The organism is Leptolyngbya sp. O-77 (genome assembly GCF_001548395.1).
Lineage (GTDB): Bacteria > Cyanobacteriota > Cyanobacteriia > Elainellales > Elainellaceae > Thermoleptolyngbya.
The window spans coordinates 4,819,536-4,845,996 of record NZ_AP017367.1 but is presented as its reverse complement, the minus strand read 5'-3'; the positions used below and the strand labels follow the sequence as shown (position 1 = coordinate 4,845,996).

Sequence of the window (26,461 nt, the reverse complement as noted above, 5' to 3'; positions counted from 1 at the left end):
CCAGCGGGCGATCGCAGCCATCCGCTTAAGTCAAATCTTGTCCGGGGTCGTAGAGGTAATACTCCTCCACGCCATATTGCTCGTAAAAGCGAAACTTTTTCGCCATTTCTTTGAGTGTATTCCCCGGCGACAAAATTTCAAAGACCACCTGAGGCGGGATGTTTGCCTCGCGCCACTGAAGATAGGAGCCGCGCCGTCCTTTGGGCCGCCCAAACACCACCATCGCATCAGGAGCTTGACGTAGTGTGTTGTCGCCCTCGACGGGATACCACAGCAGGTCGCCCGCCACAAACACGTCAGGATCGTCGGCAAACAGCAGTTCCAGGTTTTCCTTAATGGTGACAATCCAAGTGAACTGCTCGGTATTGTTTGCCATCGGTTCCCCATCGGCTTCGGGATAGATGACGGTCGATTTTTCAGGAATTTGAACCATCGTTGTCCTCCCGATGGAGCGCTGCTGATTTTGGATTTTAGACTTTGGATTCTGAATTGAAGATCTTGGGCGAGCTATCCAAGGATAGTGACATCTGTAGATTTGCGAGATTTGTGAAGTAGCGTTACCAATGAGATTGCTAAAAATGAGGCTGCTGGAAGCTCTGTAGACGTTTGGCTGGCAATAGACGCTTGGCTGACAATCCAAAATTGCAAATCCAAAATCGCAAATCGATCTAAACTGCTGAGTTCTATTTTAAGGGCGGCTTGGTTGGGGGAGAAGGTGGGCGATCGCGCTCCAAGAGCACCAGGGTTGCCCAAACTGCTCCGAAATGTTCCGCTCAGGTGGCCAAATGGCGCTTCATGATGCGTCCAAGGATTGCCATCCCCCGCTCAATCGTCTCCGCATCAAAGGAAAAATTCAGCCGCATCGCCGGGTAGCCCTGCAAATTTGGGAAAAACGTGGAACCGGGCGTGACCAAGATGCCCTCGGCCGCTGCCTCGCTGCACACCAACTGCATCGGCAAAGAGTCCGGCAGCTTTACCCAGAGAAACAGCCCCCCGGTGGGCACTGTCCACGATGCCTCAGCGGGAAAGTGACGCTCCAATGCCTTCAGCATCACGCCGCGCCCCTGAAGATTGCGCGTACACAACTGCGCCAGATGACGGCGATAGTAGCCCGTCGCCAGGTACTCGCTGACGATCGCCTGCGAAGCCGTGGACACACACAGGTCATGCAGCATCTTGCGCTCCCGCAGCCGTCCATAGTCGTCCCCCGTCGCGACCAGATAGCCCACCCGCAGACCGGGCATCAGCGTTTTGGTAAATGTCCCTGCGTAAATCACCAGGTTGTCTTGATCCAGCGCCTTGATGGGTGGCGGCACGGGGTCAAAGTTCAGCCCTTCGTAGGCGTTGTCTTCCAGAATGCGGCAATCGTAGCGGCGGGCCAGGTCGAGCAACTGCTGGCGATGGGCGAGGTCGGTGGTGATGCCCGTTGGGTTGTGCAGCGTGCTGATGGTGTAAATCAGCCGGGGGCGGTGACTATGGAGATATTGCGCCAGCAGGTCGAGGTTCATGCCGTCGCGAGTCATAGGAATGCCGATCACCCGTGCGCCAAGCTGCTGAAGAACCGCCAACGCGCCGTGAAAAGTCGGGCTTTCTACAATGACCCAGTCACCGGGCTGCACAATTTCCTGCATCACCAGCGACAGTCCCTGCATCGAACCATTGGTGACAATCAACTGGTCGGGCGAGGCATCTAGCCCCTTTTGCACCAGCAGTTGAGCAATTTGCTTTCGCAAGGGATATTGTCCCTGCGGCAGGTCATAGTTAAACAGCAGCGCCCCCATCTCCTTAAAGGCGCGACGAGCCACCCGCTGGAGAATGTCTGTGTCGTGGGGGTGGGGAAAGCCGGAACTGAAGACCGTCACGCCATCCTGATGCAGCGCCGACACGGAGGCCATGTAAATGTCGAAGTAAGACATTTCGCCCTGGTCAGGAATAATGACCTCCTGAGAGGGGGCAAAGCGGGACGGCGGAATCGGCGAGGTGACGGACGGTTCGCTAACGAAATAGCCAGAGCCAGGGCGGGCATAGATCAGCCCGTCTGCTTCTAGCACGCTGTAGGCTTCGATGACTGTCAGCTTGTTGACCTGGGCTGCTTCAGCAAGGCTCCGGATAGACGGCAGGCGATCGCCCGGTTGCAGCGTTCCCGACTGAATCAGGCGATGGATGCGCTGGCGAATTTGCAGGTAGACGGGCTGGGGCGATCGCCGATCGAGGGGAATTTTCACAGGCGCAGAGCGGCGCAAAACAACCGCCACGAAAGCACTATACAGCGTTTTTGAAGCTAGTGAGGCACACGGATGGTCAATAAGCCCTTGCCTCGTGAGGGCAGCATGTGCCTCACCCCGCAAGAAAATGCTGTAGATGCACTATAGGCGATCGCCCCCGGTTTCACCCGGTACAGTTTGGCTCAAAACAGGTAGTACGGTTTTCGGTCTCCAATAACTGTACCAGTTAAAGTTTGAAAATCTGTACCTTATCAAATGACTTTGAATTAGCGAAGCTTGGAACTGTGAACCCCTTTCCCTTCTCCAAGCCGTATGAATATTTCTGAAGTTTCTCCCACCTCTTCATCCCAGGCTCCTTCGGTCAGCGCCGCATCTCATCTCGAAAATCCGAATCATTCAACTCAAAATCATTGGTTAGAACTGGTTTCAAGTTGGGTTAATCACCTCTCAGGAAGCTCAGAGCCAATCATTCGAGAAATTCCGCAAAAGACTGGCTCAAGCCTCTGGCAAATCTACGATCCACACACTCAATCTAAAATCACTTGCGCTTCCGAACGCGAAGTCAGAATTTGGATAGAGCAGCACTATTCTGCAAAATAGCTGCCAGCTAATAACAAACCCCAGCTCATGGCAACCCTACGAAGAGAAGACTGACCTGTAAGCTCTTCTTCGAGTCTCTTAGAAGACTCCATTCCAGGCATCTAGGATACTGAGCATTCGCTTTTCGCCCAACTTCTCTACCCGTTTGACCACATCTACAAATGAGGTAAAGGGCGCTTTGGCACGAGCTTTTTCCATGTTTTTGATGAGTGTTTCAGCCGTTTTACCCCGAATTCCGGCGATCGCCAGCTTCTGCATCAGGGTTTCTGGAGCGGCGGTATTAAAGATTTCCAGCGGCTCTACCTTCTGAGGAATCTGCTGCTGGAGCGCCTGGAGTTGTTGCTCTAACCGCTGCATGTCTCGCTGCTGGGTTTGTTTCATGTCTTGGATTGCTGCATCCAATCGTGACTCCAGATTGGTGATTCGTTGATCCACATAGGCAGGAGGGGCTAGGGTAGGCGTTTGCGTGTCAGAGATGGGCACTGAAGGCAGAGACGGATGCAGCGCTCTAGATCGTTCAAATTGTTCAACCGCAGCGTCTGACATACCCTCTGGAACCACAAACGCATTAACCATCTCGGCTTCTCGAGGGTTGATTTCTCGTGCCCGAACAGCGGCATAATACTCGCGATCGCCCGCTAGCACTTCATAGCTTTCTGCCCCGGTTTGCTTCAGCAGAATGGGAGACAGCAACCCCCCCGCCGCCAAAATGCTCTTAGCCAGCGCTTCGATTTCATCCACAGCAAACTGAGAGCGGGGCACCTTCGAGATAATACTTTTGACATCCACCAGATAGTATTCGCTCATCCCCTAGGCCCCAATTTTTTGCATCACTTCGTAGGAAAGGTTCCTGAACTCCTTCACCGACTCGGAATCCGCATCAAATTCAAAAATAGACTTGGGATCTGGAATCTCCAAGTTTCCCATCGTCAAGGTGTTGTTTACACAGTTAGACAAGGCGATCCGCTCATAGATGACAGTATCCAGCAGCGGAAGCCCATACCGCTGAACCACCGCTTCCCGCTGCCGGGGAAAGACATGCTCCAGGTAACGGTTATTCGTTAACACTTTAGAAGGCAAAACCCCTAAGACATTGAGTGGCTGCTTGCCGATGCTAGACCGTGTTTCATTTACCTCACTGACGAAGTTCTTGACATTGCTCAAGCCTTGGTTTGCAAAGGGCTTCAAATCCGAAGGAATGATCAAATAATCAGCTGCAATTAGCGCAATTTCTGCATAGAGGTCACGGGAGGGTGGCGCATCAATAATCACAAGGTCGTAGTCGTCTTCTACTTGCTGGAGTTTCATGTTCAGGCGCAGGCGACTGGCGGCAATGCGAGTAAGGCGCTGTTGTTCATCGATTAGCATAATGTGCGAAGGGATGACATCAATTTCTGGCGTGTTGAACCTTTTGGAGCGACGGACAATTCTGGGGATGAAGTTGAAATCTCCGGCACTGATGATGTGAAAAATATTGCGGTCTTTGAGGTCGTCCTCTTCTTCAAACTGAAACTTGATCAGGCCCGTCGCAAAGGTGGAGTTGGCCTGGGCATCAATATCCACCAGCAATACCTTCTTGCCCTTATTGGCAAAGGCAGCAGCCAGGTTAACAGCCGTAGTGGTTTTTCCGACTCCACCTTTGTTGTGGTATATAGCGATCGCTTTCATCAGGACTACATTCCGCTAAAAAATCTCTCGTTTATTCAAGCACAAGTATTCAAGCACAAGTATTACCATCAGGATTCTAAACAAATCATCCAGATCCACAGGAATCTAGTAAAGATTTAAGTCTTGTTCTACGGGGCACTTGCTTGATGCAGACAGATAAACTACCAGATACCTGCTTGCTGTTTCACCAATCGGGCTGATGTCCAGGGTGCTGCTGTAGGGAGGCGCTCATGCTTCTTCCGGATGGGCGATCGCCCTGGTGGAAGTTGAGATATTTGGACGGATGTCTGAGTTCAACTTTCTCAACGTTTCCTGGATGAGCGTGGTTATGAAAAAAGCAATCTATTCCCTGACGATGATGGCTCCGGCGCTGGCCGTGGGGGCGCTGGGCGAGGCGGCAGAGGCGGCGCAGTCGCCGGTCAACCTGCGGGCTGAGGAACTGTATCGCAATCTGCAACTGTCGGTGTGCAGCAACGACTGGAACGGGGCACTCAGGGCGATCGCCCCCCTCATTGCCTCGGCGGGCATTACGCCAGAGTCGCGTCAGCAGTTGGTCGAATATCGCCACCAACTCGAGGATCTGCGGGCCGTGCGGGCGGTCTACGCCAACCTGCCCAGTTGCCAGAGCAGCGCCCAGCCCATCTGGTCGGATCAGCCCGTTGAGCGCACCATTGTCTTTGCGCCCGAAGCCCAAGACATTAGCTTTGAGCAGCTCTATGCCGCGTTTCAGGGGTCGATTTGCAGCAATGACTGGGCCGAGGCACTGCGGGTGATTGGCCCGATGATTGGCTCTCCCAGCATTTCGCCAGAATATCGCGCCCAGTTGGTGCAATATCGCCGTCAGCTTGAGACATGGCGGGCTTCGCAGGCGGTGTTTTCCGGGATGCAGGGGTGTTCGGGGGGCGGGGTGGTTTGGAGCTAAGGGGAAGAGGGAAGAGGGAAGAGGGAAGAGGGAAGAGGGAAGAACGAAGAGGGAAGAGGGAAGAGGGAAGAACGAAGAACGAAGAGGGATGATGCGATGATGGGAAGGGGAGGGGGAATTATTGCTGCCTCCGGTTGTTGTTTTCTTGTGCTTGAGTGTTCATGAATCAGTCTGCGCTGAACCTGATCGCGGTTACGGTCTTTGCGTTTACGATGCTGAGCCTGCTGGGGCCGGTGATTCATGTGTCGCCGCTGGTGACAGCGATCGCCGCTGGAGGGCTGCTGGGCGCGGCGACGCTGGATACGCTGAGCTGGCAGGGGCGCGGCGGGACGCTGCTGCTGGACTGGGTGGCGGGCTTTTCGCCAGAACATCGGGCGCGGGTGCTACGGCACGAGGCGGGGCATTTTCTGGTAGCACACCACCTCGACATTCCCATCACGGGCTACACGCTGAGCGCCTGGGAAGCGTTGCGGCAGGGGCAATCTGGCGCGGGCGGCGTGAGCTTCGACACGACCCAGTTAGACGCAGAACTCTTGCAGGGTAAACTGTCGGCTCAGCAAATCGATCGCTACTGTACCGTCTGGATGGCGGGCATCGCGGCGGAAACGCTGGTCTATGGCAATGCCGAGGGCGGCGGCAACGATCGCCAGACGCTTTATGCGCTGTGGAATGCGTTGCGGCGATCGCCCGCCGAAGCCGTCCTCAAAGAACGCTGGGCGACGCTCCAGGCGAAGACAATTCTGGAAGCCAATCGCGCTGCCTACGATCGACTGGTGGCAGCAATGGAGCGCCGAGACAGCGTAGAAGCCTGTCGCGCCATTTTAGATAGCTCACTCGATGCCTCCTCTCCGTCCGCTGCATGAACTCACGGTGTCGCTGGTGGTCAGCGACTGGTCGGGGGGCGGGGCTGTGCGGGCGTTGTTGCTGGCGCAGGCGTTGAAAACCCTGGGCTGTGGCGTACAGTTGGTCGGCTTTCAGTTTGGCAAGGCGCTGTATACAGAGCCGCCTGCGGGGATAGAGGTGCTGGCGTTTCCGGGTGCAAGCTATCCCGCGATCTTGGGCACGGTGCGGCGGGTTTTGTCCCACCTGACGGGCGATGTCCTTTATGCCGTGAAGCCCAAGCCCACTAGCTTTGGACTGGGGCTGCTGCGACGGTTGCAAGTGCGGCGGCCGCTGCTGCTGGACATGGACGATTGGGAGCTAAGCTGGCACGGTGGCGACGACTGGCGCTATCGACCTGGCCCCCGGCAACTGGCGCGAGATCTGCTGAAACCCAGCGGGGCGCTGCAATCGCCCGATCATCCCCTTTACCTTCGCTGGCTAGAGCAGGCCGTGCCCTGGGCCGACGGACTGACGGTGGACACCACCTTTTTGCAGCGGCGGTTTGGCGGCACGTATCTGCCCAACGGCAAAGATACGTCGCTATTTGACCCAGCGCGGCAGGATGCAGCCGCCAGCCGTCAGCGGTGGGGACTGGCAGACTATTGGGTGCTGATGTTTCCCGGTGCGCCGCGTCCGCACAAGGGGCTGGAGGATTTGCTAACCGCAATCGAGCAATTGAACCATTCCTCGGCGCGGCTGGTGATTGTGGGCGGCAACCCCTACGACGACTATGACGAGCAGTTGCGATCGCGCTGGGGTCGGTGGATTATCTCGCTACCCAAAACGCCTTTAGCGGAAATGCCCGCTGTGCTGGCGGCCGCCGATGTGGTCGTCGTGCCCCAGCGCGACACGGCGATCGCCCGTGCCCAGTTTCCGCTCAAGCTGACCGACGGCATGGCCATGGGCAAACCCGTCCTTTCCACTCGCGTCGGCGATATTCCCGATATCCTCGGCGACACGGGCTACCTAGCAGATCCGGACTCGCCCGCCCAGCTTGCCGTTCAGCTTCAGCAGATCCTTGACCATCCCGATGAGGCCCAACGTAGAGGACAGCGGGCCCGCGATCGCTGCGTGGCGCTGTATAGCCTTGACCGAATGGCGATCGCGCTGCGGGCAGTGCTGGAGCGAGTAACCGGGTGACAAGGCATTGGGGCTTAAGTCCCTCTCCCGCGCTGGGAGAGGGGTTCAGGGTGAGGGCTACAAATGAAGGATACACGCCGTCCCCCCACCCTTGTTTAACCTAGGGGCATCGCTACGGGCATCGCACGAAGTTGATCCCAATGCCACCTGTTCCGGTTTCAGCAACCCAGCCGAGGTTCGTCGTGCCGCGATAATAGACGCGCTGCCAGATGCGGCCATCAGCCGTCGTTTGACGCTGGACAGGATTGGTGCCGTAAATGCGCTCGCCACTCAATACGCTAGACAGAATCGTGCCGTAGGGAGCCGAGCGCACAATCAGTTCGGGCTGCGTCACCTGATAGCATTGACCAACAGGATCAACGGGGGGCCGCGCGTCGCAGTTGGTCAACAGCGTCGCCGAACGCACCCAGCCTACCGCAGGTTCACGAATCTGTGCGACCCCATCCCCCAGCACGCCCGTCAGCGTAATTCGGGTGTAGGGCGGAAGCTGTCGGACAACGGTGCCTTGGGCAGTGCTGGTATAAACGGCTAGCGTACTCGCGCCACTGTTGCGACAGGTATTCACATAGCTCGGCCGCTCAAACACCTGGACATCGGTTGCCTGGGCGATCGGGGCTTGGGCTAGCAAATCTGCCGACTCGCGCAGACTGGGGGCATCGGCGGAGTCAGTGGATGGGGCGATCGCCTGAGCCGTCAGCGGAGACAGCACGCTCATGCCCAGCAGACCTGCAACTCCTGCAACCAGTCCGCCATAGTTAAGAAACTTGTGAGTCCACGTTATTTGTCGCGTCATACCGTTCAGCTCCTCGGATGTATGAGATCCCTTTCGCTGAGGAATTTAGCACATTGGACAAGGCTGAAAACTCGCTGTACACAATGTTTTCAAGTTTCCGCAATGCTTGCACATACGCACACCCAATTTGCCCAAGGCTAGCCCAATCGGGGGAAGTTGCCGCCCGAGCATGAAGCTGAGAATGCAGCATCTCAAGTTGCTATCCATCCATGAACTGCGAACTATGAATCGCGAAACGCAGAATGTAGCTTTGCTGGCATTGTGTCAAGCTCTCGCCATGACCAGCATGACGGTGCTGTTTACCGTGGCGGCACTGGTAGGTAAGGCACTGGTGTCCGACGCATCGCTGGCAACCTTGCCACTGGCAATCATGCAGTTTGCAGTGATGCTGGCGACGATTCCAGCGTCGATGCTGATGCAGCGGCGGGGCAGGCGGTTTGGTTTTGCAACTGGCACGCTAATTGGCATCGTCGGGATTGGGTTGGCGGTGTCGGCAGTGCTGATCCAGAGCTTTCCGCTGTTTTGTGCGGGAACCGTCTTGATGGGCGTGTTTAGCGGGTTTTCGGGGTTCTATCGATTTGCGGCGGCAGAGGCCGCTAGCGAGTCGTTTCGGGCGCAGGCGATTTCGCTGGTGGTGGCAGGCGGCGTGGTTGCAGCGCTGCTAGGGCCCAACCTGGCCAGCCTAGCAAAAGATGCAATCGCCCAGGCAGAATTCGCCGGATCGCTGCTGTCGATCGTGGGTCTGCAAGTCTTGATTTTGCTGCTGCTGATCGGCATCCGGCTGCCTGTCGTGCAGCGTTCTGTAATGCAAAAGGGCATTGCAGCAGCAGGGCGATCGCCCTCAAAGCCTGAAGACAGAAGCCTTTCACAGATTTTGCGACAGCCTGTGTTTATCGTTGCAGCCCTGGGCAGCAGCGTCGGCTATGGCGTGATGGCGCTGCTAATGACCGCCACACCGCTTGCCATGACGGGAATGAATCATCCGTTCCATTCAGCGGCCTCCGTTATTCAGTGGCACGTCCTGGGCATGTTCGCACCGTCGTTCTTCACCGGATTCCTGATTGCGAGATTTGGCGTTCTCAATATTATCCTTGCAGGAGTCGTGCTGAATCTCGCTAGCGTGGCGATCGCCCTCTCCGGCGTGACGCTCCTCCATTTCCTAATTGCGCTCACGGTGTTGGGGCTGGGCTGGAATTTCATGTTTGTCGGCTCCACCACGCTGCTCACCGAAACCTACACGCCCGCCGAAAAAGCAAAAACGCAAGCCGCCCACGATTTCCTGATGTTTGGCGCGGTGGCAGGCTTTACGTTTCTGTCAGGGCACCTGCTCAATGACTTTGGCTGGACTGTGGTGAATTATGCTGCACTGCCGCTGCTGCTGGTGACGCTGGGTGCGGTGCTGTGGCTAAAGCTGAGGGACAAAGAGGGTGTGGGAAAGCGGGGAATCGTGGGCTGATGGAGCGACCTTCCAGCATTCCGTCACTTCCCAAACCGTGCTACAGCGTTTTTGAAGCTAGTGAGGCACACGGATGGTCAATAAGCCCTTGCCTCGTGAGGACAGCATGTGCCTCACGAGGCAAGAAAATGCTGTAGGAGCGATCGCAGCCTGGGGCCGCGCTGGTGGGGATAGAGCCAGCGGGCGGGCAGCAGTCGGCGCAGCGCTACGGCCAGCCGCAAGTCCTGATGGGAGCGGACTGGCAGCATACCGCCCAATAGCCGCAGCGGTTCCTCAATCAGGGCTGCCTGACTTGAAAACTGCACCAGCGGGGCGATCGCCTGAAACAGGTCATATTCTGCCGCCTCCAGGGTTGCATCGAGTAAGAAATGAAGGCTCTGCTGGCAATGGGGGAGTAGATCGGGATGGCGATCGCCCACCCAGCGAAATAGCGCTGCGTAGGACTGCCTCAGTATCCTGGCGTTTTGCGTCAGGTTTGCGCCATGCTGTCGATAAAACGCCGCCACCATCGGCACGTACACCAACCGCGCTCCGCCCCGCAGCAGCGTCAGCCCAAAGGCGCGATCCTCACAGGCTCGCAGGGTGTCGTCAAACGAGAACTGAGCCAGCACCGACCGATGCAGCAGCATGGCCTGTTGCAGCAGCGGAAAGGGGGTGTCGGCCAGGCGATCGGGGCAAATCAGCAATCGCCGCGCTAGGGCTTCTGGAGGCTGTGAGCCAATTTCACAGCGCTGGCGCAGTCCCGATCGCTCCACCCGCTCATAGTCGGAGTAAATGACCAGCCGCTCGGGGTTACTCCCGGCCACCGCCGCAAGCTGGCGTGATAGCTTATCCGGCGCAATCCAGTCGTCGCCATCCAAAAACTGCACCCACTCCCCACGGGCACACTGCGCCCCCAGATTGCGAGCCGCCGACACGCCGCCGTTGGGCTGCGACTGGTAATGAACTCGCCCATCTTGCTGCATCAGCCCTTGGGCGATCGCCTCTGTATCATCAGTCGAGCCGTCGTTGATAATCCAGCACTCGATATTCTCATAATCCTGCCACAGCACGCTGTTCACGGCATCTTCCAGAAACCGCGCCTGGTCAAAGGCAGTGACGACGACCGAAACCAGCGGAGGCATGAGCAAGGAAAATAAGATAACCTACCGAGTTGAACCGTTGACCCTGGAATGGTTGTCTAGACAAGTTTGGCAAGTTTAAGTTTGATAAGTTTGGTAAGTTTGGGTTTGCCCCGTTTGAGTCTGACCCGTTTGAGTTTGACCCGTTTGAGTTTGACCCGTTTGATCTGTTCGCGACACGCTCGCGTCTGGCTTGGCGGCTGATAAGCCCTCTGACGGGAAGTTCGCCCGCAGCACCCAGCCCTCGATCGCCATTCGCAGCCAGCCAGGACAGCGGCGATCGCCACACAGCGTCAACAACTGCTCTTCCAAACTCCCCTCCTGCACCGACAGCCGCGCTGGAATTTGCCGATTTTTGATCACCCATCGCCAGATCGACCAAATGCTGGGATCATCCGCCGCCAGTCCCCACTTCCGCACCGCATGGGCAAAATTTCGCGCGGTGTAGCCCTCGCTCCACTTGAATCGATAAAACGGTAGATCCGTTTTGTCAAACTGGGGCACCAGTTCCGGATTCAGAAAAATGACGCGGGCAGACGGTTCCAGGATGTGCTTGCCACCGAGCGCCGCCACCTGAAACGACAAATCTGTATGGCTGGCGAGGCTGTCGAACTGGTCGTCAAGTTGTACCCGTTTCAAGACATCCCACCGCACCATCAGACAGTGAAACTCGGCGGAGTCCATCTCTTGTCTTCGCAGGTTAGGCTCTGCCTGAGAGAGGGGCACGCCAGCCATGAGTTGCTTTTGCTCAAACCAGCGCTTGCCCCACCGACAGGCATGAAAGCGGGTGGCAATACCCGCGACGTGAACCTCTAGCGCCTCGGCACTGGGGTCGCCCTGCAAAATCAACGGCGCAGCAACAGCGGCCTGTTCCGCTTCGGCCGCCAAAACGAGCGATCGCAACCATCCTGGCCGCACCACCACGTCGTTATCCAAAAACACCACGTAATCTGTATCTTGATCTGCACCCTGCACCTGCGGCAGCGCCAGGTTTCGCGCCTCGTTTGACCGCAGATAGCGCTCCCGACGAATCAGCGTCATCCAGGGGTAGGTCGCAGCCTGACGCTCCAGATAGCAGCGCACGGGCGGGGGCGAGTTGCCGTCTACATAAATCAGTCGAAACGGGTAATCACTATAGCTGGCCAGCAGGCTCTCTAGCGACACCTGGCTGAGGCTGAATCGCTCTCGCTGCGTCACGATGAGGGTAACGTGTGGCATAGGAACAGATGATGCGTGGGGCACGGCTCCAAACCCTCGAAATGACGGAGACGATAAACCTACACCCAGAGCTTAGCAGACGTGCTACGTGAGACTGCTGCCAATCCAATTACGTCAGTGCTGAACACTGGGGTGAATCGCGCTGGGCGATCGCCCAATCAATCGCCCAATTCAGCCCTCGCCCACTCTCCACTCAGTTCAACCTAATCCACCAGCGTGACGCGGCCCGCCTGCAACTCATCAAATACGCGGCTAATGTGATAGCGTTCCGCCTGGGTTAACCGCCGATCTGACAGGATTGTGGCAGCAAGTTGAAGATGCTCTTTGCGGGTCATTTGCCCTGAAGACAAAATTCGATCGACCAGCGCTTGCGTGGAGACGCTGGCGCGACCAGGAAGCGCCCAAACCATGTAGTGAACCTCTGCTAGTGAACCTTTGTTGCTAAACTCTGACCAGATCCTTATGACAGGAACGGTTTCCCTAGCCTTAGTAAACCCAGGTTCCGCCCCTATAGCTCGATCATCTGGCGAAACCAGGAGATCGGGGGCAAAGCTTCTGTAATGGCAGGTGTCAGGACTGTGAAGATTCTGCGTAGCAGCGGAGCTGGGCGCAGCGCTTGGGGGTCAGGAAAGACCGTCGATTTCCGCCAGGATGCGAGTGGCTTCGGCGCAGAGGGCTTCGTGGCAGCAACCGTTGGAGGCCATCAGCCCGCCCCACTGGTTGACATCGCCCGTGTTATACCGCAAGGGTTCGCCGTTAAAGTGGGTAAATTTGCCGCCAGCCTCGGTGAGGATGAGTTCGGGGGCGGCCATGTCCCAATCCTTGGGGGCAGACTTGCCGGAGAGCGAGATGTAGAGGTCGGCCCGACGATCGACCAGGGCGGCGACTTTGCCACCCACGCTGCCAACGGAGAGCTGGTTTTGGCAGGGCAGCTTTTGCAGCAGGGCATTCAGCCGTCCGTCGCGGTGGGTGCGGCTGACCACCACGACCAGATCGGCAGGGCGATCGCACGCCGACACCTGCAACCGCTCCACCTTTCCATCGGGCGTTTCCACAAATGCCCCGCCACCGAGGGTAGCAAAATACTGCCGCTCTAGCTCTGGGCAGGTGACCACCGATAGCACCGGGCGACCGCGATAAGCCAGCGCCAGGTGAAAGGCATATTCCCCCGTTTTGTCAATGAAATCTCGCGTGCCGTCGAGCGGATCGAGAATCCACACCCAGTCTTGGGGGAAAGGCGCGGCGGAGGCTTGAGATTTGTAGGTTTCTTCGCTGAGATAGCCAAACTGCTCACCCCCCAGCAAATCATGTAGTCTGCCGAGTACGAAGCTGTTCACTGCCAGATCGGCTGCGGTCACCGGGCCGTCTTTTTCGTTCTGGATATCGAGATTGCGGGCCGTGCCATCCTGAAACGGTTCCCCCCGATAATAGGCCCGCAGAATTTTTGCCGCACCCCAGCCCAACGCACGGGCGATCGCCAATAGGTCTTCCAAGGGATGGCTATCTCTCAATTCCGCAGGGTTTGCCTGGATCACAACGTCTCCTTTCGCGTTTTTTGGGCATGGGCGAGCGTCTTTGCCGCTACTGCAAGCCGCTACTGCAAGCCGCTACTGCAAATCGCTACTGCAAGCCGCTACGGCATCAGCATAGAACGGCTCGTCAATTATAGGGCACGAGTTTGCCCAATTCTGAACTAAAGCTTAAGCAGGCGTTATCAGGCATAAAGCAAGGCTATATATAAAACCTCTTTTCATGAATTGAATTTATATCTAGTCTAGGAAATAGACGCGATGGCGATCGGTGCTGTCTGCGTCTGCCACTGCTCTTTTGCCACTCTTTTGCTAGAGGTAACTGCGATGAAGAAGCTGCCAGATCAAGTGACAGATGGAGGATGGTCTGTTCAAGTGTACAGTGGCGATCGCCGCCTGCTGTGTTCGCTAGACCCATCTCATATATGGACGCTGATGCTGGGAATCTTTCTGGGTCTGGTGATGGGCATCTCGTGGGTGCGGGTGTCGCCGCCTGCTGAACTGGAATGGGAAGAACCCACCGCACCACCAGTCTTAAACGTGGACTAATCTCCAGGCAGCTTTTTTCTCCTCATCCCTCGTTAGACAAACTGGATTTGTCTAGGTGGGGTGGCGCGTCCATCCAGCGGCGCGGGCCAAAGAATTGACAGGCGCGGGCAGCTACTTGGGCTGCTTGGGCGATCGCCGCCTCAAATCCTGTTTGCAAAATGAAGTAGCAAAACGCACCGTGAAAGATATCGCCTGCCCCTAGGGTGTCTACTGGGGAAATGGTGGGAACCGCTATTTGCCCTGCTTGTTCGCCATTAAGATATTCCACGGGCTGGGAACCGTGGGTTCGTGCGACTTGGGCAATGCCGAGCGATCGCAAGTAGGGCAGCACATCCGCCGAGTCGCACTCCGGCGGCAAAAAGTTGGCCGAGCAAATGGCATAGTCCGTGTGGCGCAAGACCGCCCCAAAGCTGGGTTTCCAACTGCCGCCATCGACCACCACGGGAATGCCCAGGGCTTTTGACTGCTGGGCGATCGCCTCGCTCACGGCCATCTGGTGTCCGTCGAGCAGCACCACGTCAAACCTGCGCTCTTTCAGGGCTTGCATCAGGTCGGCTGGAAGGCGATCGCCCGCTACCTGCGCCCCGACCGCGTTGCGCGACACGACCGCGCGATCGCCCGTCGCCGCCGTCACCAAAATCGACGACACCGCTGGCGAGGCCTGCCGCTCTGGGTCAAGGTCGAGGTGCTGCACCCCCCAGGTTGCCAAGTCTGCCCGAATTGGCCCTGCGATTGGGTGCCGTCCCAAGCTGCTGAGCAGCATAGCGTCTCCGCCCAGGTGGGCAAAGGTCACGGCTGCGTTGGTTGCGGGGCCCCCAGCGGCGATCGCCACATCCTGGGCCACCACTTTCTGATTGCTGGTAGGCACTGCCTCGACCTGGTAAATCAGATCGAGGGTTGTTAGGCCAACAAATAGCCCACGCCCTTTTGAAGGCTCTCCCATGTTCATTACTTTTGGATTTCTGGATTTTGGATTTTGGATTTTCGATTGCCGTTTGGAACCATGCATTGGGAACGCGCAGGGTTCCGGTCAGATTCAGTGCCCTCTCGCCCTGGGAAGCCCTTCCCACTCGTCCCCTTGTGGTTTATAGTGCTTTACCGGAGCCAGTGTTCAGTCTATCGGGATGCCGCGACTATCCCGCCATTGGCTGATGTATTCTGGGGTAATCCGTTGGCAAATATTGGGTAAGTAATAGAGTGAGATCTATGAAAAAGTGGTATCGAAGCGTCCTCAGTTTGGTGTTGGTGGCGATCGCCCTCCTGTCCATTGGCTGTAGCAGCGCCCCCGTTGCCAAAGGGCCACTTTATTCACCCGAACAACTGGCGCAAATTGAAAAATACGTAAGCGATGTAGACGCACTGAGGGTGCGGATGCAAGAAATTCCGCCGCTCGTGGAAAAGAAAGAATGGGTGGATGTGCAGTCCTTTATTCACGGGCCGCTGGGTGAACTGCGGGCTAAGATGACCCGTCTGGCGCGACTGCTAGAACCCAAGAAGGCTCAGCCCGCCGCACTGGATGCCGCCAAGGACGTATTTGGTCACCTGATCGCAATTGACGAGGCGACGCAGACGGGTGATTCTCAGAAGGCGCTGCTGAACTATAACGAGGCCCTGCGCGACTTCCAAGTGTTTTTGGATCTGATGCCGACGACACAAGACGGTTAGTATAGCCGAGTGCGTAGAGACGAGTAGACCTGTGCCAACCGACGGGGGTCGTGTGGTAATCGTGGGCTGCGGCGTGGTGGGAGCGGCGATCGCCTACGAGCTAAGCCAGGTGAATGGTCTGGCAATTACTGTCGTCGATCGCCAGCCTCCGGCCCGCGCCTCGACGGGGGCCGCGCTGGGCGTGTTGATGGGCGTGATTAGCCAGAAGACCAAAGGACGCGCCTGGAATCTGCGGCAAACCAGCCTGCGCCGTTATCAGCAGTGGCTCCCAGAGCTAGAAGCGCTCACCGAGCAGCCAGTGCCCGTAAACCGTCAGGGAGTTTTGCTGCTGTCTTTTGAAGAAGATTTGTCTAAGTGGGAAACGCTGTCCAGCATTCGTCAGCAGCAGGGCTGGCCGCTGGAGCTTTGGAGACCTGCCCAGGTGGGCGATCGCTGTCCCCAGGTTTCTCTGAATGCAGTCACAGCGGGCATCTACTCGCCACAGGACTACCAGATTGATCCGACGGCCTTGACCCGTGCGCTGGTGACAGGGGCCGCACAGCGCGGCGTGCAGTTTGATTTTTCGAGTCCGGTTGCATCGCTAGAATTTGTCGATGCGACGGGGCAGCGCTGCGTGGGCGTGCGAACCGCGCAGGGCGATCGCCTCTTGGCCGATTGGGTAGTGATCGCCTCCGGGCTAGGCACAACGCCGCTGCTAGACGCGCTGCCCCTCCCCAAAATCGACATCCGCCCCGTTTTGGGACAGGCGATGCGGGTGAAACTGGGAGAACCAATGGGCGATCGCACGTTTCAACCCGTGATTACGGGCGACGACATCCATATCGTGCCGCTGGGCCAGGGCGAATACTGGATCGGCGCAACCGTCGAGTTTCCCGAAAGCGATTTCTCAACTACAGACTCGTTTAGCAAGCTGGAGGCGATCGCCGCCAATCCCGCCGCGCTGGAAACGGTCTGGGAAGGGGCGATCGCCCTGTGTCCTGAATTGTCCCAGGCAGAAGTGCTGCACACCTGGTCGGGTCTGCGCCCCCGCCCCGCCAACCGCCCCGCGCCTGTGCTGGAGCGGCTAAATACCTGCCCAAACCTCATTCTGGCAACGGGGCACTACCGCAACGGCGTGCTGCTGGCTCCTGCGACCGCTGAGTGGGTGAAAGGAGAGATTTTGGCGGGAATTGAGTAAGGGGGCGATCGCCTACCCAATACCCAGCCGAAAACCTCTTAACGGAAAAACCCGATGCACCACTCGCAAACTGGCGCATCGGGTTAAGCAGCGGTTAGCTCATGTCACACAATGCAAAATACAGGCTAAATGCCTTGATTGCCAGAGCCAGTAAAGTTGGCCAAGTCGCCTGCAAGGTTGTTCGGCGTATTAAGCGGCGAGTTATTAAAGATAGAGTTATTCACAGTCAAAACTCCACCGGGCGCTACAAAGATCCCGCCGCCCCCACTCCCGATGTTGCTCGCCCGGTTGTTAACAAAGTTGGCAAAGTTGATAGTGGAGGTTCCAGCGTTGTACAAACCACCGCCAGAAGAGTTCTGAGCAATATTGCCTGAGAACAAAATTGGCGATCCTGCGGCACCCGTCACGTTCAACGTCCCGCCCACATCATTTGAAACACCACCGCCAATGCTGACGGCTGTGTTGTCTACAATCTGGCTGCCACCCTGAATATTGACTGTGCCAGCCTGGTTGCTGATACCACCGCCTGCGCCACCCTGACTCTCAGTTTGCACAGCAGCGTTAGTGTTCACATTGGTATTGATCAACGTCAACGTGCCGCTCTGGTTAAAGATGCCGCCCCCCAGCCGCGCCTGGTTATTTTGCACGACCAGATTTTGCAGCGTCAGCGTGCCGCCCAGGTTGGCAATACCACCGCCATTCCCAATGCCTGCGTTGCCGCCTGAAATCGTCAGCCCTTCAATAGTTGCTTCTATACCAGATTGGAGAGTAAAGATCCTGAAGTTGTCTGTCGAATTTCGTGAAATAGTAAGCGTTCCAGCGCCAGGGCCATCGATCGTCATATTGCGCGACAGAGTAGGCAACGCTGAGGCAAGTTGAATCGTGCCGCTCACTGATGGCGCAAAGGTAATCGTTGGGTTAAGGATCGAGTTGTTATTGTTCGCGGCAATAATCGCCTGGCGCAGCGACCCCGCTCCAGAATCGTTCGTATTGGTGACGATGCCGTCATCGTTGCGGATAGTGCTGACCTGCGGACTGGCCGTGCCAGAGGTATAGCCCGGCCCGTTGACCAGCGTCAGGCTGATGGTTTCGTCTGGCTCAATTGTGTCTAGATCTGCAACGGGCTTAATCCGCAAAACCGCCGTAGTCGCACCGGGCGCAAACTTAATCGTGCCCGCCGTGGGGTTAAAGCTGGCTGCGCCTTCGACGGTATAGTCATTGCCCGCCGTGCCAAATACTGCCGTCCCGCCGACCGTGAAGCTCACCGTCAGTTCACGGCTCATTGCCCCTACTCGCGTAAAAGTGTAGACAATTTCCTGTCCGCTGTCTTCCAAAACATTGTCGGGCGAAACCGTTAGTGTCACGATTGCGTCGTCGTCTTCGATGATGCCGGAGACTGGCGTGGTGCTGACGGGCGTGTAGCCTGTCCCCGGTTGCAGGGTCAGCGTCACCAGTTCATTCGGCTCCAGGTTGGAGTCTGCAACGGGCTTCACGAGGATCGTCTTGGTCGATTCGCCCGCTGCAAATTGCACCGTTCCCCCCAGCGCCGTGTAGGTAAAGGTCGTGCCGACGGGCGCAGACACCGTGTAGTCGGTGCTGAAGGTAGCTGTGCCGCCCACGCCGAAGTTGACCGTAATCGGGCGATCGAGGAAAGCTGTACGGGTGAAGGTAAAGACTAGATCATTACCGCTATCCTCTAGCACGCTGCTAGGCGATACCGAAAGCTGGACGCTAGAATCATCGTTTTGAATCGTGCCCGTCGCGTTGCTGGATGTGCCGACAATATAGCCCGTGCCAGCCGCAACCCCAACCACAACGGTTTCATTCGGCTCCACGACGTTGTCGCTGGTAGGCGTGACGGTGATAGTCTTGGTGGTTTCTCCGGCTGCGAAACTGATGGTGCCTGTGCCGCCCGTGACCGTTGCGCCCGTAATCGTATAGTCTGAGCTTGGGCCGCCCAGGGTTGCCGTGCCGCCAACTGTAAAGTTCACCGTGATTGCGTTGCCTGTGAATCCGTTGCGGGTGAAGGTGTAGACCATACCCGTACCGCTGTCTTCTAGCACAGTATTGGGCAAAACCGCCACGCTCACTGAACTATCGTCGTTTAGGATGGTGCCAACCACAGGAGCCGTGGTCAGCCGAGCATAACCCACCCCGTTGTTCAGGGTAAGGGCGACGGTTTCATCAGGTTCAACTACTGTGTCTGCATTGGGACGAATACGGAGCGTTTTGGTGCTTTCCCCTGCGCCAAAGGTAATCGTGCCCGCCGATGCCCCATAGGTAAACGTAGTCCCTGGCGGTGCGTTCACAGTATAGTCACTCGTCACGCCGAAGCCTGCGGTGCCGCCCACGCCAAAACTAACCGTGATGCTGCGGTCGAGGAAACCCGTACGAGTGAAGGTATAGACCAGCTCGCTGCCACTATCTTCTAGGACGCTGGCAGGAGAAACAGACAGCGCGATTTGGCTCTCGTCGTCGATGATGGTGCCTGTGGCGCTGCTGGCAGAAGCCAGACTATAGCCTACCCCAGGAGCCAGCGCCACGATGACCGTTTCGTTTGGCTCAACCAGATTGTCGGCGATGGGAGTGACTCGGATAGTAGCGGTGCTGGCGTTAGGGGCAAAGATGATCGTACCCGTACTGCCAGTGATGCTGGCTCCCGTCACGTTGTAGTCACTGCCGCGCGTAGCAGTGCCGCCCAGGGTGAAGTTGACGGTCAGGGCGTTGCGAATGTAGGTGGTGCGGGTGAAGGTGTAGACCAGAGTGCCACCGCTGTCTTCGACCACGTTGGCGGGCGAGACGGCAACGCTAACAGGCACGATAGGGATTGGCACGCTGACATTAAAGCTGCCGAGCGTTGCGGGAGGCGCTGCGTTGCCGCTGGTGTCGAAGATTTGTCCGGCTTGCAGCGAAACCTGGTAGGTGCCGTTGTCGTTGGCATCCCAAGTGCCGCCGGGGGCGGTGATTTGATAGGTCACGGTGCGGGAAGTGCCATTGCCGACGGGTGTAAAGCCGACCAACTGCGCCCCCTGGACAAAACCGTTGGGGCCTGTGACGAGCAGGTTGCCATTGCGGAAGCTGAGGCTATTGAGCTGAACCGCATCGGCATATTGAATGGTGAAGGTCTGGGTAGTTCCCCCCGCAACAGTGATATTGGGATTGGCGATGACTAGGTTGGCAGCGCTGGGCGGCGTGGTGTCGCGGGCAGGCAGCGGGAAGGCGACGACGTTGGTGCGGGTGAGGCGGCTGACGTTCACATTCCGGACAATTGCCAAAAATTCACCCGTCTGACGATTTCGGATGATGACGTTGTTGCGGTTGTTGCCTGTGCCCTGGACGATGCTGAGGTTATTGAAGCGAAGATCGCCTGCTAGACCAATGCGGTCTTGGTTGGGATTGAAATCGGCGATAACGTTGGCGTTTCTCCGGCGACTACCGCCCGTGCCGTTGGCCAGGACAAACACATCGCGGCCGGGGCCGCCGGTCATGACATCGCGCCCGCCAGTGCCCGCGACCAGCGTATCGGCTCCTTGTCCACCATTTAGCCGATTGAGGCCGCTGTCGGCATAGATCAAGTCGTCGCCGTCGCCACCATTGAGGGTGTCATTGCCGATGCCGCCGGAGAGGGTATCGTCTCCAGATCCACCGTCTATCAGGTCATTGCCTGCATTGCCTTGGAGCAGGTCGTTGCCGTTGCCACTGTTAATTTGATCGTCGCCAGCAGCGCCGAGGAGGTAGTCATCTCCATCTTCACCAAAAATGAGATCAGCATCAGGAGTACCAAGCAAAAAGTCCGGGCCGGGGGTTCCAATCAGAGTAGCCATTAACTGTTTTCCTAACGAACTTGAACAGCGGGAGGAAGTACGGAGGGGGGAAAAGGGATTCTGTGTTGCTAGATCGGGAACATCGGAATTTTTTCGGAGTTCTGTTTCATGCTTCTGAGAGCATGTTTGAGAACTCTTTGGAAGGTTGAGGAAGGGAACTAGGACGTGACCTTGCCAGGAGGTTGAACCTGAACTCTAGCGTTTGAAACAAATGTGATAAGGCAAGGTTGCCCAATCTAGAGCGATGAAATTAACATGCCAACTGATTAATTCAATTAACCAAGTGTCCTTTTTGACATAAAACTGAATCCGTATGCGATCGCCCTATAATTTTCCCTCAGAGAAAGCGTAAAGGCGGCTTTGAATCTGGAGTTTGGCGTGTGGATAAGTCATCTGAAAAACCATGCTGTATCTGCACAAGTCGCGCTGAAGCCTGCTTTTCAGAGCGCTGCAAAAATTGCTCTGAAAAACGGCTTAATGATAGCAACCCCTGTTTCAGTCAGGACAATTTTTTTGAGCCTGAAGCTGGGATTGGAACTTAATGCGTCTTCCTCTCAAACAGGGGATTCAAGCTCAAAGGTGGGCTGGGGTGTGGTTTTGCCCTTGAGAACCAAATTACCGATGGGCATGCAGGGATAGTGGGGGGCGATCGCCCGATACACCGATTCCGTCAGCAAAATTTGTCCACTGCTGGCAAGGGTCATCAGGCGGGCGGCCGTGTTCACGGGGTCCCCCAGGATATTAAACTCGCGGCGGGCGCGGGGCGAGCCGATTTCGGCGGCAAACACTGGGCCCTGGTCGAGGCCGATGCGACAGGCGATGTCCACAGGCTGACTCGCAGATCGTGGTGGTGCAAGCTGGCGGACGATTTGGCGAACCTCCAGAGCCATGTCCGCCGCCCGCAGCGCATCTTCGGGGTGGCTGCCTAGCGCTCCGAAGTAGACCAGCATGTCGGAACCGAGGGAATGATAGGTCACCTTTTGCAAAATGCCGCCGCGCGATCGCACGCTGGCATGGATCAGCGCAAACGCCTGCGAATAGCGGCGCACCAGCAGATCCACTTCATCGGGTGAGGCCAGATCTACCGCTTCGGGCAGCCCCATGAGGTTAACAAAGACCACAGTCGGCGTTGGAAAGGCGGGCGGGATCTGACGCTGAGCAGCGCATTCCACCAGCAGGTTCAGAATCGGCGCGGGCAAGTAGCTGGCCAGCGGCTCTACCAGACCTACCGACTTCTGAATTTCCTCACTCAGACCGAGGATGCTGCGATCCATCAGCATTGATGAAGCCATGCGGCGACGGGGCAGCGTGATGTCATATTCTCCCAGTTCCTCCGGGCTAAGCTGGTCAATCACCAGGCTGTGCTGGGCATCGAGCGGCTGGAGCGGAAATTCATTCCCCAGGCGATCGCCCACTTCCCGACTCACGCACACCCGCCCCACATCGCTAGCCGACTCTGCCCGCTTCGCCTGCTGCACCGTCTTTCCCAGCAGCACCCGCCCCATGCGCTCTGGCGTGCCAATATCCGCTGTTAGAAATCGGCCAGAATGAATGCCCACCCGCATCTCCAGCGAAAACTGACCCTGGGGCATTTCCAGCGCAGTGAATTGAGTCATTGCCCGCTGCATTCGCAGACCCGCCCGCACCGCCTGCGCCGCATCGCTGCCATCTCGCCCTGGCAAAAACTGCACCAGCATGGCATCTCCCGTAAACTCCAGCAGGTCGCCCCCCGACTTGCTGACAATTTCAATCATGCTGGAGAAATACTGGTTAATCAGCGTCAACAGCGCCGCCGCGCCCTCCTGACCTGCATCCGCATTTGCCTCTAGCAGGGGCGTGAAGCCCGCCAAATCGGTAAACAGCAGCGTCCCCTCCTGCCAGCCATAGCGCAGTTCTCCTGGCATGGGCGGCGCTTCGGACACCTGGCGGGGCATGTAGTCATGCAACACCTGCTGCATCGTGCGTAGGTGCTGAAACACCTGCATCAGCGTGTCGGCGGTGGGATCGACCCACAGCGCGGCATAGAGGCTGGCGGGCAGAAGCGGGCGCATTCGCTGCTCTAGGTCAACCAGCGGCTTTGGGAGTGAGTTGGGCGAAGAAGGAGACAGCATCAGCGGCTAACGAAATGGGCCCAACCGAGACGAGGCGCACCCCTTGAGAGGACGCAACAATGAGAGGCGTAAAACTTGAGGGATGCAAAAATTTTCTAACCCTGAGAAAAACATAGGCGAAATTGGCGAGAAATTGGTGGCAAATTTGCAGCGCGTGGCTTGGACGATTGCGCGATTTTGGAGTACAGTTAAAGACTGTGAGTAAGTCAGCAGTGATCCCTCATGCTGATTTGCCCGTTTCCCCCACGCGGATGTGGCGGAATTGGTATACGCGCACGTTTGAGGGGCGTGTGGCTTTGCCTTGCGAGTTCGAGTCTCGCCATCCGCATTGAGTTTAGTGTATTGCTCTATTCTTCCCTTCTACGCCAGTTTGAAGGCAGTCTCAGGCTAGTTTCGTTCGGAAAGGGGTTAGGGTGCGTTATAGCGAAAAGTTTTCGCGGGCGATCGCCCAATATACGACCTCACAGTTGTAATAAAAAGCGTCTTTTTCGTAGGTCATACCGAGTTTTTGCATGACGCGCTGCGAAGCCAGGTTTTCGGGGCGGGCGATCGCCACAATTCGCGTTAGCCCCAGCGTGTCAAACCCAAACTGGAGGCTGGCCCGCGCCGCTTCGGTGGCCAGCCCACGTCCCCAAAACGGGCGATCGAGCATATACCCCACTTCGATCTCCGGTGTCCTGTCCAGATAACTCAGCCCTGCTCGCCCAACAAAAGCGCCTGTCTCTTTTTCCAGCAGCTTCCACATGCCAAAGCCGTGCGCTTGCCAGTGCGCCATCATGCGATGCAGCCCCGTCTGGGTTTCCTCCCGTGTGCGAATACCATGCCCCACATAGCGCATCACGTCTGGCTTGGCGCATAGCGCCGCCAGCGCATCTAGATCGCTGGGTTGAAACTGTTGTAGATAAAGTTGCTGCGTTTCTAGTTCAGGTGTGGAGTGGAGCATTGGGGTTGTCGATTAGGTGGATATGCGACCCTAAAGCGGTCATTGAGCAACAGCGGTCTGAATCAGCGCTTGCAGGCACGCCGCCGCCGTGGTAAACACCTGAGACCCCGATGCCGAATGCCACCAGCCCGTCGTCATGTGGGGCGATCGCCACAGGTCTAGATGCGCTACGGCTGGCTCTGCATAAAAGCGATCGCCCCTTGCCGCAGCAGTGAGCAGATCCAGGGGCACATCCAGCAGCGCCGAACTCCAGTCAGTAAAGCGATCGTGGCTGAGTCGATGAATCGGGAAATTGCCCGCTAGCGGCACCCCCCAGCCGTCCAGCGCGATTAGCCCTTGCACCGTTCCACCCAGCGCTTGCCAGACAGGCGCGACCGCCGCCAGCCCCACCACCCCCGCGCTAAAGCCCAGAAACAGCACAGGCGGCGCATTCCAGGGAGCGCCCAGGCGCTGCTGCAAAAAACTCAGCACAGGCAGCGGCGCATAAACGGGTAGGCGATCGCCCGGCACTATGCAGACTGATGCTCCGCCCAGCGCCTCCAGCGCGATTGCCCGCAAAAACGCCTCCGTCAACTGGGGCGAATGCACCCCCGGACACACCACAATCACACCCGCCAAATTTCCAATCCCCAGCCTTTGCTCTTTCATCATAGGGCGGGCATTGCGACCGTTGAGTTCGGTTCTAGAGCTAGGCTCTCTGGGAGTTTGTCGATATCGTCTTATATAGGAGCATGAGATGGCAGGGCGCGATCGCCCTTCTACCCGTTAGCCCTGTGCTAATTAGCCCTGTGCCAGTCAGCGGCATGGGTTGTGCCAGAGAGATGTGCCAGAGAGATGTGCCAGAGACGGATGCCTGCGGGTATACTGCCTCTGTAGAACCTTCTCAAAAGAACCTTCTCAAAAGAACCTTCTCAAAAGAACCTTCTCAAAGGCAATTGCAGCCGCGTTCTCTCTCGCCGCTCTGCACTCATCGACATTGGAACCCTTTGTTTCCAGGACGCGCAGCCGTGCATAAGTGGTATCTACCCACCCTCAGTGAAGTCGTTGCCCAGGCAGAAAGCCCGGTGCGGCAGCCTGGCCCTGTGGCCCGGCAGCAGCTTAAGGCTGAGCGCGAATGGTGGGGGGCGATCGCCGCGCTCAACCATCTGCTTCTGGAAACACTGCCCACCGACCCAAAATCTCGCACATCAAAAGCAAAAGCCCAGGCGTTGGTGCTGTCGGGGCCGCTGCCTGTGCTGGAAGTGCCCGATCTCGTGGCGCGGGTTGCCACCTGGAATTTCACGGTAAATGCGCTAGAAACAGCCTCGTGGCTGCCGTTTCGGCTGTTGCCCTCGGCCCAGCATAACGCCCCGCACGGCTCTACGGCAGCCACAGTGCCCCTCATGCCCAACGATCCGCTGGCGGCGGAGCAGTTTTGTCTGGTGCTAACGCCGACCTTTGGGCTGGTCATGGTGCTGGGGGAAGATCTGGAAGGCACGCCTGCGTTTATGCTGTCCTTTGACCCGGTGGTGGTACGGGCGGCGTGGCAAGCGCTGCGGGCGCGGCTGCTGTTTGCGGGCGCAGGCATTTTGGGACAGATCGAGCCACTGGTCATCCAGTTCATGCCGCTTGATCCAAATCGTCCCGACGATTGTCCCACGGCGCTGCCTGACTATCGACTAGTGTCCCGGTTCAATCGGCTGATGCTCGACTTTTTGCCAGAGCCGCTGGAGTGGGAAGCCCACCCCAACTCGCTGCCAACATTGGGCGATCGCCCCAGCGCCAAAGACGAATCGGCCGAAGTGGTGGCGGTGTCGCCCTTGCACTGGCTCCACGATGGCGAGGCGATCGCCCTGGGCTTGCAGCAGTCAAGCTCGACCAATGGCAACAACGCTAGCCGCAAGGGCCAGGCAGAGGCAGATGATCTGCTGAGCGCCAAGAGCGAACACCTGGATATGGAACTCTTGCAGGCGATCGCCCACGAAGTCCGCACCCCGCTAACCACCATCCGCACCCTGACGCGGCTCCTGCTCAAGCGCAAAGACCTCAGCCCCGACGTGCTAAAGCGCCTGCAAGTCATCGACCAGGAATGCACCGAACAAATCGATCGGTTTAACCTGATTTTCCGAGCCGCAGAACTGGAGACGGCTCCGGTCAAGCATCCGCTGATGCCGCTGGCCCCGGTGTCTCTGGCGCAGGTGTTCGAGCAAAACGTGTCTCGGTGGAAGCAACTGGCCAGCCAGCGCAGTTTAGAACTCAAGGTCGAACTGCCGCAAAAGCTGCCGAACGTCGTCACCGACCCCAACCTATTTGATCAGGTGTTGACAGGGCTGATCGACCGACTCACGCAGACCCTTGCGCCAGGGAGCGAAATTCGCCTCCAGGTGGAGCTAGCCGGACACCAGCTCAAGCTCCAGTTCGAGGCAGAACAGCCAGCCGCCGACCCAGCCGGAGCTAATCTAGGCTTTGTGCCACCGCTAAAATCGCTGGGGCAACTGCTGATGTTCCAGCCGGAAACCGGCAGCCTCAGCCTCAGCCTAGCAGTGACTAAAAATCTGTTCCAGGCGCTAGGCGGCAAGCTGATTGTGAAACAAAGACCCCAGCGAGGCGAAGTGCTGACGGTGTTTCTGCCGCTGGAGTCGAGGTAGCCAAAAGCCCG

At 57.5% G+C, this 26,461-nt stretch carries 24 protein-coding genes and 1 tRNA gene; 11 read left to right on the top strand and 14 right to left on the bottom strand.

From position 1 onward, the window contains the following. Positions 1–25 precede the first annotated feature (25 nt). Together O77CONTIG1_RS28160 and O77CONTIG1_RS20370 are read right to left on the bottom strand one after the other, a co-directional pair. The gene (locus tag O77CONTIG1_RS28160) at positions 26–433 is read right to left on the bottom strand and encodes a Uma2 family endonuclease (protein ID WP_317134149.1); all 408 of its coding nucleotides are present in this window, start codon (positions 431–433) and stop codon (positions 26–28) included. A gap of 340 nt (positions 434–773) precedes the next feature. Next, complete coding sequence (locus tag O77CONTIG1_RS20370) at positions 774–2,255, bottom strand: PLP-dependent aminotransferase family protein (RefSeq protein WP_286132430.1); 1,482 nt, start codon at positions 2,253–2,255, stop codon at positions 774–776. Between the two features lie 282 nt (positions 2,256–2,537). On the opposite strand from O77CONTIG1_RS20370, the gene O77CONTIG1_RS24915 reads away from it, so the two are divergent. Beyond that, a complete protein-coding gene (locus tag O77CONTIG1_RS24915; protein WP_156435514.1) occupies positions 2,538–2,825 on the top strand; it encodes a hypothetical protein in 288 nt (95 codons plus the stop codon). 78 nt (positions 2,826–2,903) lie between these two features. Here O77CONTIG1_RS24915 and O77CONTIG1_RS20365 read toward each other — a convergent pair whose 3' ends face one another. Together O77CONTIG1_RS20365 and O77CONTIG1_RS20360 are read right to left on the bottom strand one after the other, a co-directional pair. Next, complete coding sequence (locus tag O77CONTIG1_RS20365; RefSeq protein ID WP_068514516.1) at positions 2,904–3,632, bottom strand: ParB N-terminal domain-containing protein; 729 nt, start codon at positions 3,630–3,632, stop codon at positions 2,904–2,906. A 3-nt stretch (positions 3,633–3,635) separates the two neighbouring features. After that, positions 3,636–4,493, bottom strand: coding sequence for a ParA family protein (locus O77CONTIG1_RS20360; protein WP_068514514.1), 858 nt, complete (start codon positions 4,491–4,493; stop codon positions 3,636–3,638). A 328-nt stretch (positions 4,494–4,821) separates the two neighbouring features. Here O77CONTIG1_RS20360 and O77CONTIG1_RS20355 point away from each other — a divergent pair, with 328 nt between their 5' ends. The 3 genes from O77CONTIG1_RS20355 to O77CONTIG1_RS20345 all read left to right on the top strand — a co-directional run bounded on the left by O77CONTIG1_RS20355 (position 4,822) and on the right by O77CONTIG1_RS20345 (position 7,437). After that, positions 4,822–5,415: a hypothetical protein gene (locus O77CONTIG1_RS20355; RefSeq protein WP_156435512.1), complete on the top strand. Its 594-nt coding sequence runs from the start codon at positions 4,822–4,824 to the stop codon at positions 5,413–5,415. Positions 5,416–5,576: 161 nt separating this feature from the next. Further along, on the top strand, positions 5,577–6,278 hold the full coding sequence (locus O77CONTIG1_RS20350) for an ATP-dependent Zn protease (protein WP_068514511.1): 702 nt from the start codon (positions 5,577–5,579) through the stop codon (positions 6,276–6,278). Continuing rightward, complete coding sequence (locus O77CONTIG1_RS20345) at positions 6,253–7,437, top strand: glycosyltransferase family 4 protein (protein ID WP_068514504.1); 1,185 nt, start codon at positions 6,253–6,255, stop codon at positions 7,435–7,437. Before O77CONTIG1_RS20350 ends, O77CONTIG1_RS20345 begins: the two co-directional genes overlap by 26 nt. A gap of 112 nt (positions 7,438–7,549) precedes the next feature. On the opposite strand, the gene O77CONTIG1_RS20340 is transcribed toward O77CONTIG1_RS20345, so the two are convergent. Continuing rightward, positions 7,550–8,230 carry a hypothetical protein gene (locus O77CONTIG1_RS20340; protein WP_068514501.1) on the bottom strand — a complete coding sequence of 227 codons (681 nt, stop codon included), beginning with the start codon at positions 8,228–8,230 and terminating at the stop codon, positions 7,550–7,552. A 223-nt stretch (positions 8,231–8,453) separates the two neighbouring features. Here O77CONTIG1_RS20340 and O77CONTIG1_RS20335 point away from each other — a divergent pair, with 223 nt between their 5' ends. Further along, a complete protein-coding gene (locus tag O77CONTIG1_RS20335; protein WP_068516857.1) occupies positions 8,454–9,686 on the top strand; it encodes an MFS transporter in 1,233 nt (410 codons plus the stop codon). A gap of 113 nt (positions 9,687–9,799) precedes the next feature. Here O77CONTIG1_RS20335 and O77CONTIG1_RS20330 read toward each other — a convergent pair whose 3' ends face one another. Together O77CONTIG1_RS20330 and O77CONTIG1_RS20325 are read right to left on the bottom strand one after the other, a co-directional pair. Continuing rightward, positions 9,800–10,810 (bottom strand): glycosyltransferase family 2 protein, encoded by a 1,011-nt coding sequence (locus tag O77CONTIG1_RS20330; RefSeq protein ID WP_068514498.1) that lies wholly within the window; start codon positions 10,808–10,810, stop codon positions 9,800–9,802. A gap of 75 nt (positions 10,811–10,885) precedes the next feature. Next, a complete protein-coding gene (locus O77CONTIG1_RS20325; RefSeq protein WP_068514495.1) occupies positions 10,886–12,025 on the bottom strand; it encodes a glycosyltransferase family 2 protein in 1,140 nt (379 codons plus the stop codon). 81 nt (positions 12,026–12,106) lie between these two features. On the opposite strand from O77CONTIG1_RS20325, the gene O77CONTIG1_RS27230 reads away from it, so the two are divergent. Then, entirely contained in the window at positions 12,107–12,232 is a 126-nt protein-coding gene (locus tag O77CONTIG1_RS27230) for a hypothetical protein (RefSeq protein ID WP_286132429.1), read from the top strand. Here the strand turns inward: O77CONTIG1_RS27230 and O77CONTIG1_RS20320 are convergent. Together O77CONTIG1_RS20320 and O77CONTIG1_RS20315 are read right to left on the bottom strand one after the other, a co-directional pair. Next, a complete protein-coding gene (locus O77CONTIG1_RS20320) occupies positions 12,229–12,435 on the bottom strand; it encodes a hypothetical protein (protein WP_068514492.1) in 207 nt (68 codons plus the stop codon). The two genes, O77CONTIG1_RS27230 and O77CONTIG1_RS20320, sit on opposite strands and share 4 nt — an antisense overlap. A 213-nt stretch (positions 12,436–12,648) precedes the next feature. Beyond that, entirely contained in the window at positions 12,649–13,560 is a 912-nt protein-coding gene (locus tag O77CONTIG1_RS20315) for a 3'(2'),5'-bisphosphate nucleotidase CysQ (protein WP_225894625.1), read from the bottom strand. Between the two features lie 321 nt (positions 13,561–13,881). Here O77CONTIG1_RS20315 and O77CONTIG1_RS20310 point away from each other — a divergent pair, with 321 nt between their 5' ends. Further along, a complete protein-coding gene (locus O77CONTIG1_RS20310; RefSeq protein ID WP_068514486.1) occupies positions 13,882–14,103 on the top strand; it encodes a hypothetical protein in 222 nt (73 codons plus the stop codon). A gap of 22 nt (positions 14,104–14,125) precedes the next feature. On the opposite strand, the gene O77CONTIG1_RS20305 is transcribed toward O77CONTIG1_RS20310, so the two are convergent. Further along, on the bottom strand, positions 14,126–15,046 hold the full coding sequence (locus tag O77CONTIG1_RS20305) for a PfkB family carbohydrate kinase (protein WP_068516856.1): 921 nt from the start codon (positions 15,044–15,046) through the stop codon (positions 14,126–14,128). 263 nt (positions 15,047–15,309) lie between these two features. Between O77CONTIG1_RS20305 and psbQ the strand changes: the two genes are divergently transcribed. Then, entirely contained in the window at positions 15,310–15,768 is a 459-nt protein-coding gene (gene psbQ / locus O77CONTIG1_RS20300; RefSeq protein WP_068514484.1) for a photosystem II protein PsbQ, read from the top strand. Positions 15,769–15,799: 31 nt separating this feature from the next. Beyond that, positions 15,800–16,945 (top strand): NAD(P)/FAD-dependent oxidoreductase, encoded by a 1,146-nt coding sequence (locus O77CONTIG1_RS20295; protein ID WP_197673252.1) that lies wholly within the window; start codon positions 15,800–15,802, stop codon positions 16,943–16,945. 125 nt (positions 16,946–17,070) lie between these two features. Here the strand turns inward: O77CONTIG1_RS20295 and O77CONTIG1_RS20290 are convergent, their stop codons facing one another. Then, the gene (locus tag O77CONTIG1_RS20290) at positions 17,071–20,769 is read right to left on the bottom strand and encodes a Calx-beta domain-containing protein (protein WP_068514475.1); all 3,699 of its coding nucleotides are present in this window, start codon (positions 20,767–20,769) and stop codon (positions 17,071–17,073) included. A 554-nt stretch (positions 20,770–21,323) separates the two neighbouring features. Next, complete coding sequence (locus O77CONTIG1_RS20285) at positions 21,324–22,880, bottom strand: adenylate/guanylate cyclase domain-containing protein (RefSeq protein ID WP_068514471.1); 1,557 nt, start codon at positions 22,878–22,880, stop codon at positions 21,324–21,326. A gap of 247 nt (positions 22,881–23,127) precedes the next feature. Here O77CONTIG1_RS20285 and O77CONTIG1_RS20280 point away from each other — a divergent pair. Next, positions 23,128–23,208 (top strand) — tRNA-Leu (locus O77CONTIG1_RS20280). 90 nt (positions 23,209–23,298) lie between these two features. On the opposite strand, the gene O77CONTIG1_RS20275 is transcribed toward O77CONTIG1_RS20280, so the two are convergent. After that, positions 23,299–23,823 carry a GNAT family N-acetyltransferase gene (locus O77CONTIG1_RS20275; protein WP_068514469.1) on the bottom strand — a complete coding sequence of 175 codons (525 nt, stop codon included), beginning with the start codon at positions 23,821–23,823 and terminating at the stop codon, positions 23,299–23,301. A 39-nt stretch (positions 23,824–23,862) separates the two neighbouring features. Next, a complete protein-coding gene (locus O77CONTIG1_RS20270) occupies positions 23,863–24,474 on the bottom strand; it encodes a hypothetical protein (RefSeq protein ID WP_068514466.1) in 612 nt (203 codons plus the stop codon). 356 nt (positions 24,475–24,830) lie between these two features. Here O77CONTIG1_RS20270 and O77CONTIG1_RS20265 point away from each other — a divergent pair, with 356 nt between their 5' ends. Then, positions 24,831–26,450 (top strand): sensor histidine kinase, encoded by a 1,620-nt coding sequence (locus tag O77CONTIG1_RS20265; protein WP_084783070.1) that lies wholly within the window; start codon positions 24,831–24,833, stop codon positions 26,448–26,450. Positions 26,451–26,461: the final 11 nt, after the last annotated feature.

Excerpts from the sequence above, each read along its gene's own strand:
- O77CONTIG1_RS20340 (WP_068514501.1), bottom strand. The coding sequence starts at position 8,230 with ATGACGCGACAAATAACGTGGACTCACAAGTTTCTTAACTATGGCGGA.
- O77CONTIG1_RS24915 (WP_156435514.1), top strand. The coding sequence starts at position 2,538 with ATGAATATTTCTGAAGTTTCTCCCACCTCTTCATCCCAGGCTCCTTCG.
- O77CONTIG1_RS20350 (WP_068514511.1), top strand. The coding sequence starts at position 5,577 with ATGAATCAGTCTGCGCTGAACCTGATCGCGGTTACGGTCTTTGCGTTT.
- O77CONTIG1_RS20290 (WP_068514475.1), bottom strand. The coding sequence starts at position 20,769 with ATGGCTACTCTGATTGGAACCCCCGGCCCGGACTTTTTGCTTGGTACT.
- O77CONTIG1_RS20275 (WP_068514469.1), bottom strand. The coding sequence starts at position 23,823 with ATGCTCCACTCCACACCTGAACTAGAAACGCAGCAACTTTATCTACAA.
- O77CONTIG1_RS20365 (WP_068514516.1), bottom strand. The coding sequence starts at position 3,632 with ATGAGCGAATACTATCTGGTGGATGTCAAAAGTATTATCTCGAAGGTG.
- O77CONTIG1_RS20355 (WP_156435512.1), top strand. The coding sequence starts at position 4,822 with ATGAAAAAAGCAATCTATTCCCTGACGATGATGGCTCCGGCGCTGGCC.
- O77CONTIG1_RS20270 (WP_068514466.1), bottom strand. The coding sequence starts at position 24,474 with ATGATGAAAGAGCAAAGGCTGGGGATTGGAAATTTGGCGGGTGTGATT.
- O77CONTIG1_RS28160 (WP_317134149.1), bottom strand. The coding sequence starts at position 433 with ATGGTTCAAATTCCTGAAAAATCGACCGTCATCTATCCCGAAGCCGAT.
- O77CONTIG1_RS20345 (WP_068514504.1), top strand. The coding sequence starts at position 6,253 with ATGCCTCCTCTCCGTCCGCTGCATGAACTCACGGTGTCGCTGGTGGTC.
- O77CONTIG1_RS20335 (WP_068516857.1), top strand. The coding sequence starts at position 8,454 with ATGAATCGCGAAACGCAGAATGTAGCTTTGCTGGCATTGTGTCAAGCT.
- O77CONTIG1_RS20285 (WP_068514471.1), bottom strand. The coding sequence starts at position 22,880 with ATGCTGTCTCCTTCTTCGCCCAACTCACTCCCAAAGCCGCTGGTTGAC.
- O77CONTIG1_RS20360 (WP_068514514.1), bottom strand. The coding sequence starts at position 4,493 with ATGAAAGCGATCGCTATATACCACAACAAAGGTGGAGTCGGAAAAACC.
- psbQ (WP_068514484.1), top strand. The coding sequence starts at position 15,310 with ATGAAAAAGTGGTATCGAAGCGTCCTCAGTTTGGTGTTGGTGGCGATC.
- O77CONTIG1_RS20330 (WP_068514498.1), bottom strand. The coding sequence starts at position 10,810 with ATGCCTCCGCTGGTTTCGGTCGTCGTCACTGCCTTTGACCAGGCGCGG.
- O77CONTIG1_RS20305 (WP_068516856.1), bottom strand. The coding sequence starts at position 15,046 with ATGGGAGAGCCTTCAAAAGGGCGTGGGCTATTTGTTGGCCTAACAACC.
- O77CONTIG1_RS20325 (WP_068514495.1), bottom strand. The coding sequence starts at position 12,025 with ATGCCACACGTTACCCTCATCGTGACGCAGCGAGAGCGATTCAGCCTC.
- O77CONTIG1_RS20310 (WP_068514486.1), top strand. The coding sequence starts at position 13,882 with ATGAAGAAGCTGCCAGATCAAGTGACAGATGGAGGATGGTCTGTTCAA.
- O77CONTIG1_RS20320 (WP_068514492.1), bottom strand. The coding sequence starts at position 12,435 with ATGGTTTGGGCGCTTCCTGGTCGCGCCAGCGTCTCCACGCAAGCGCTG.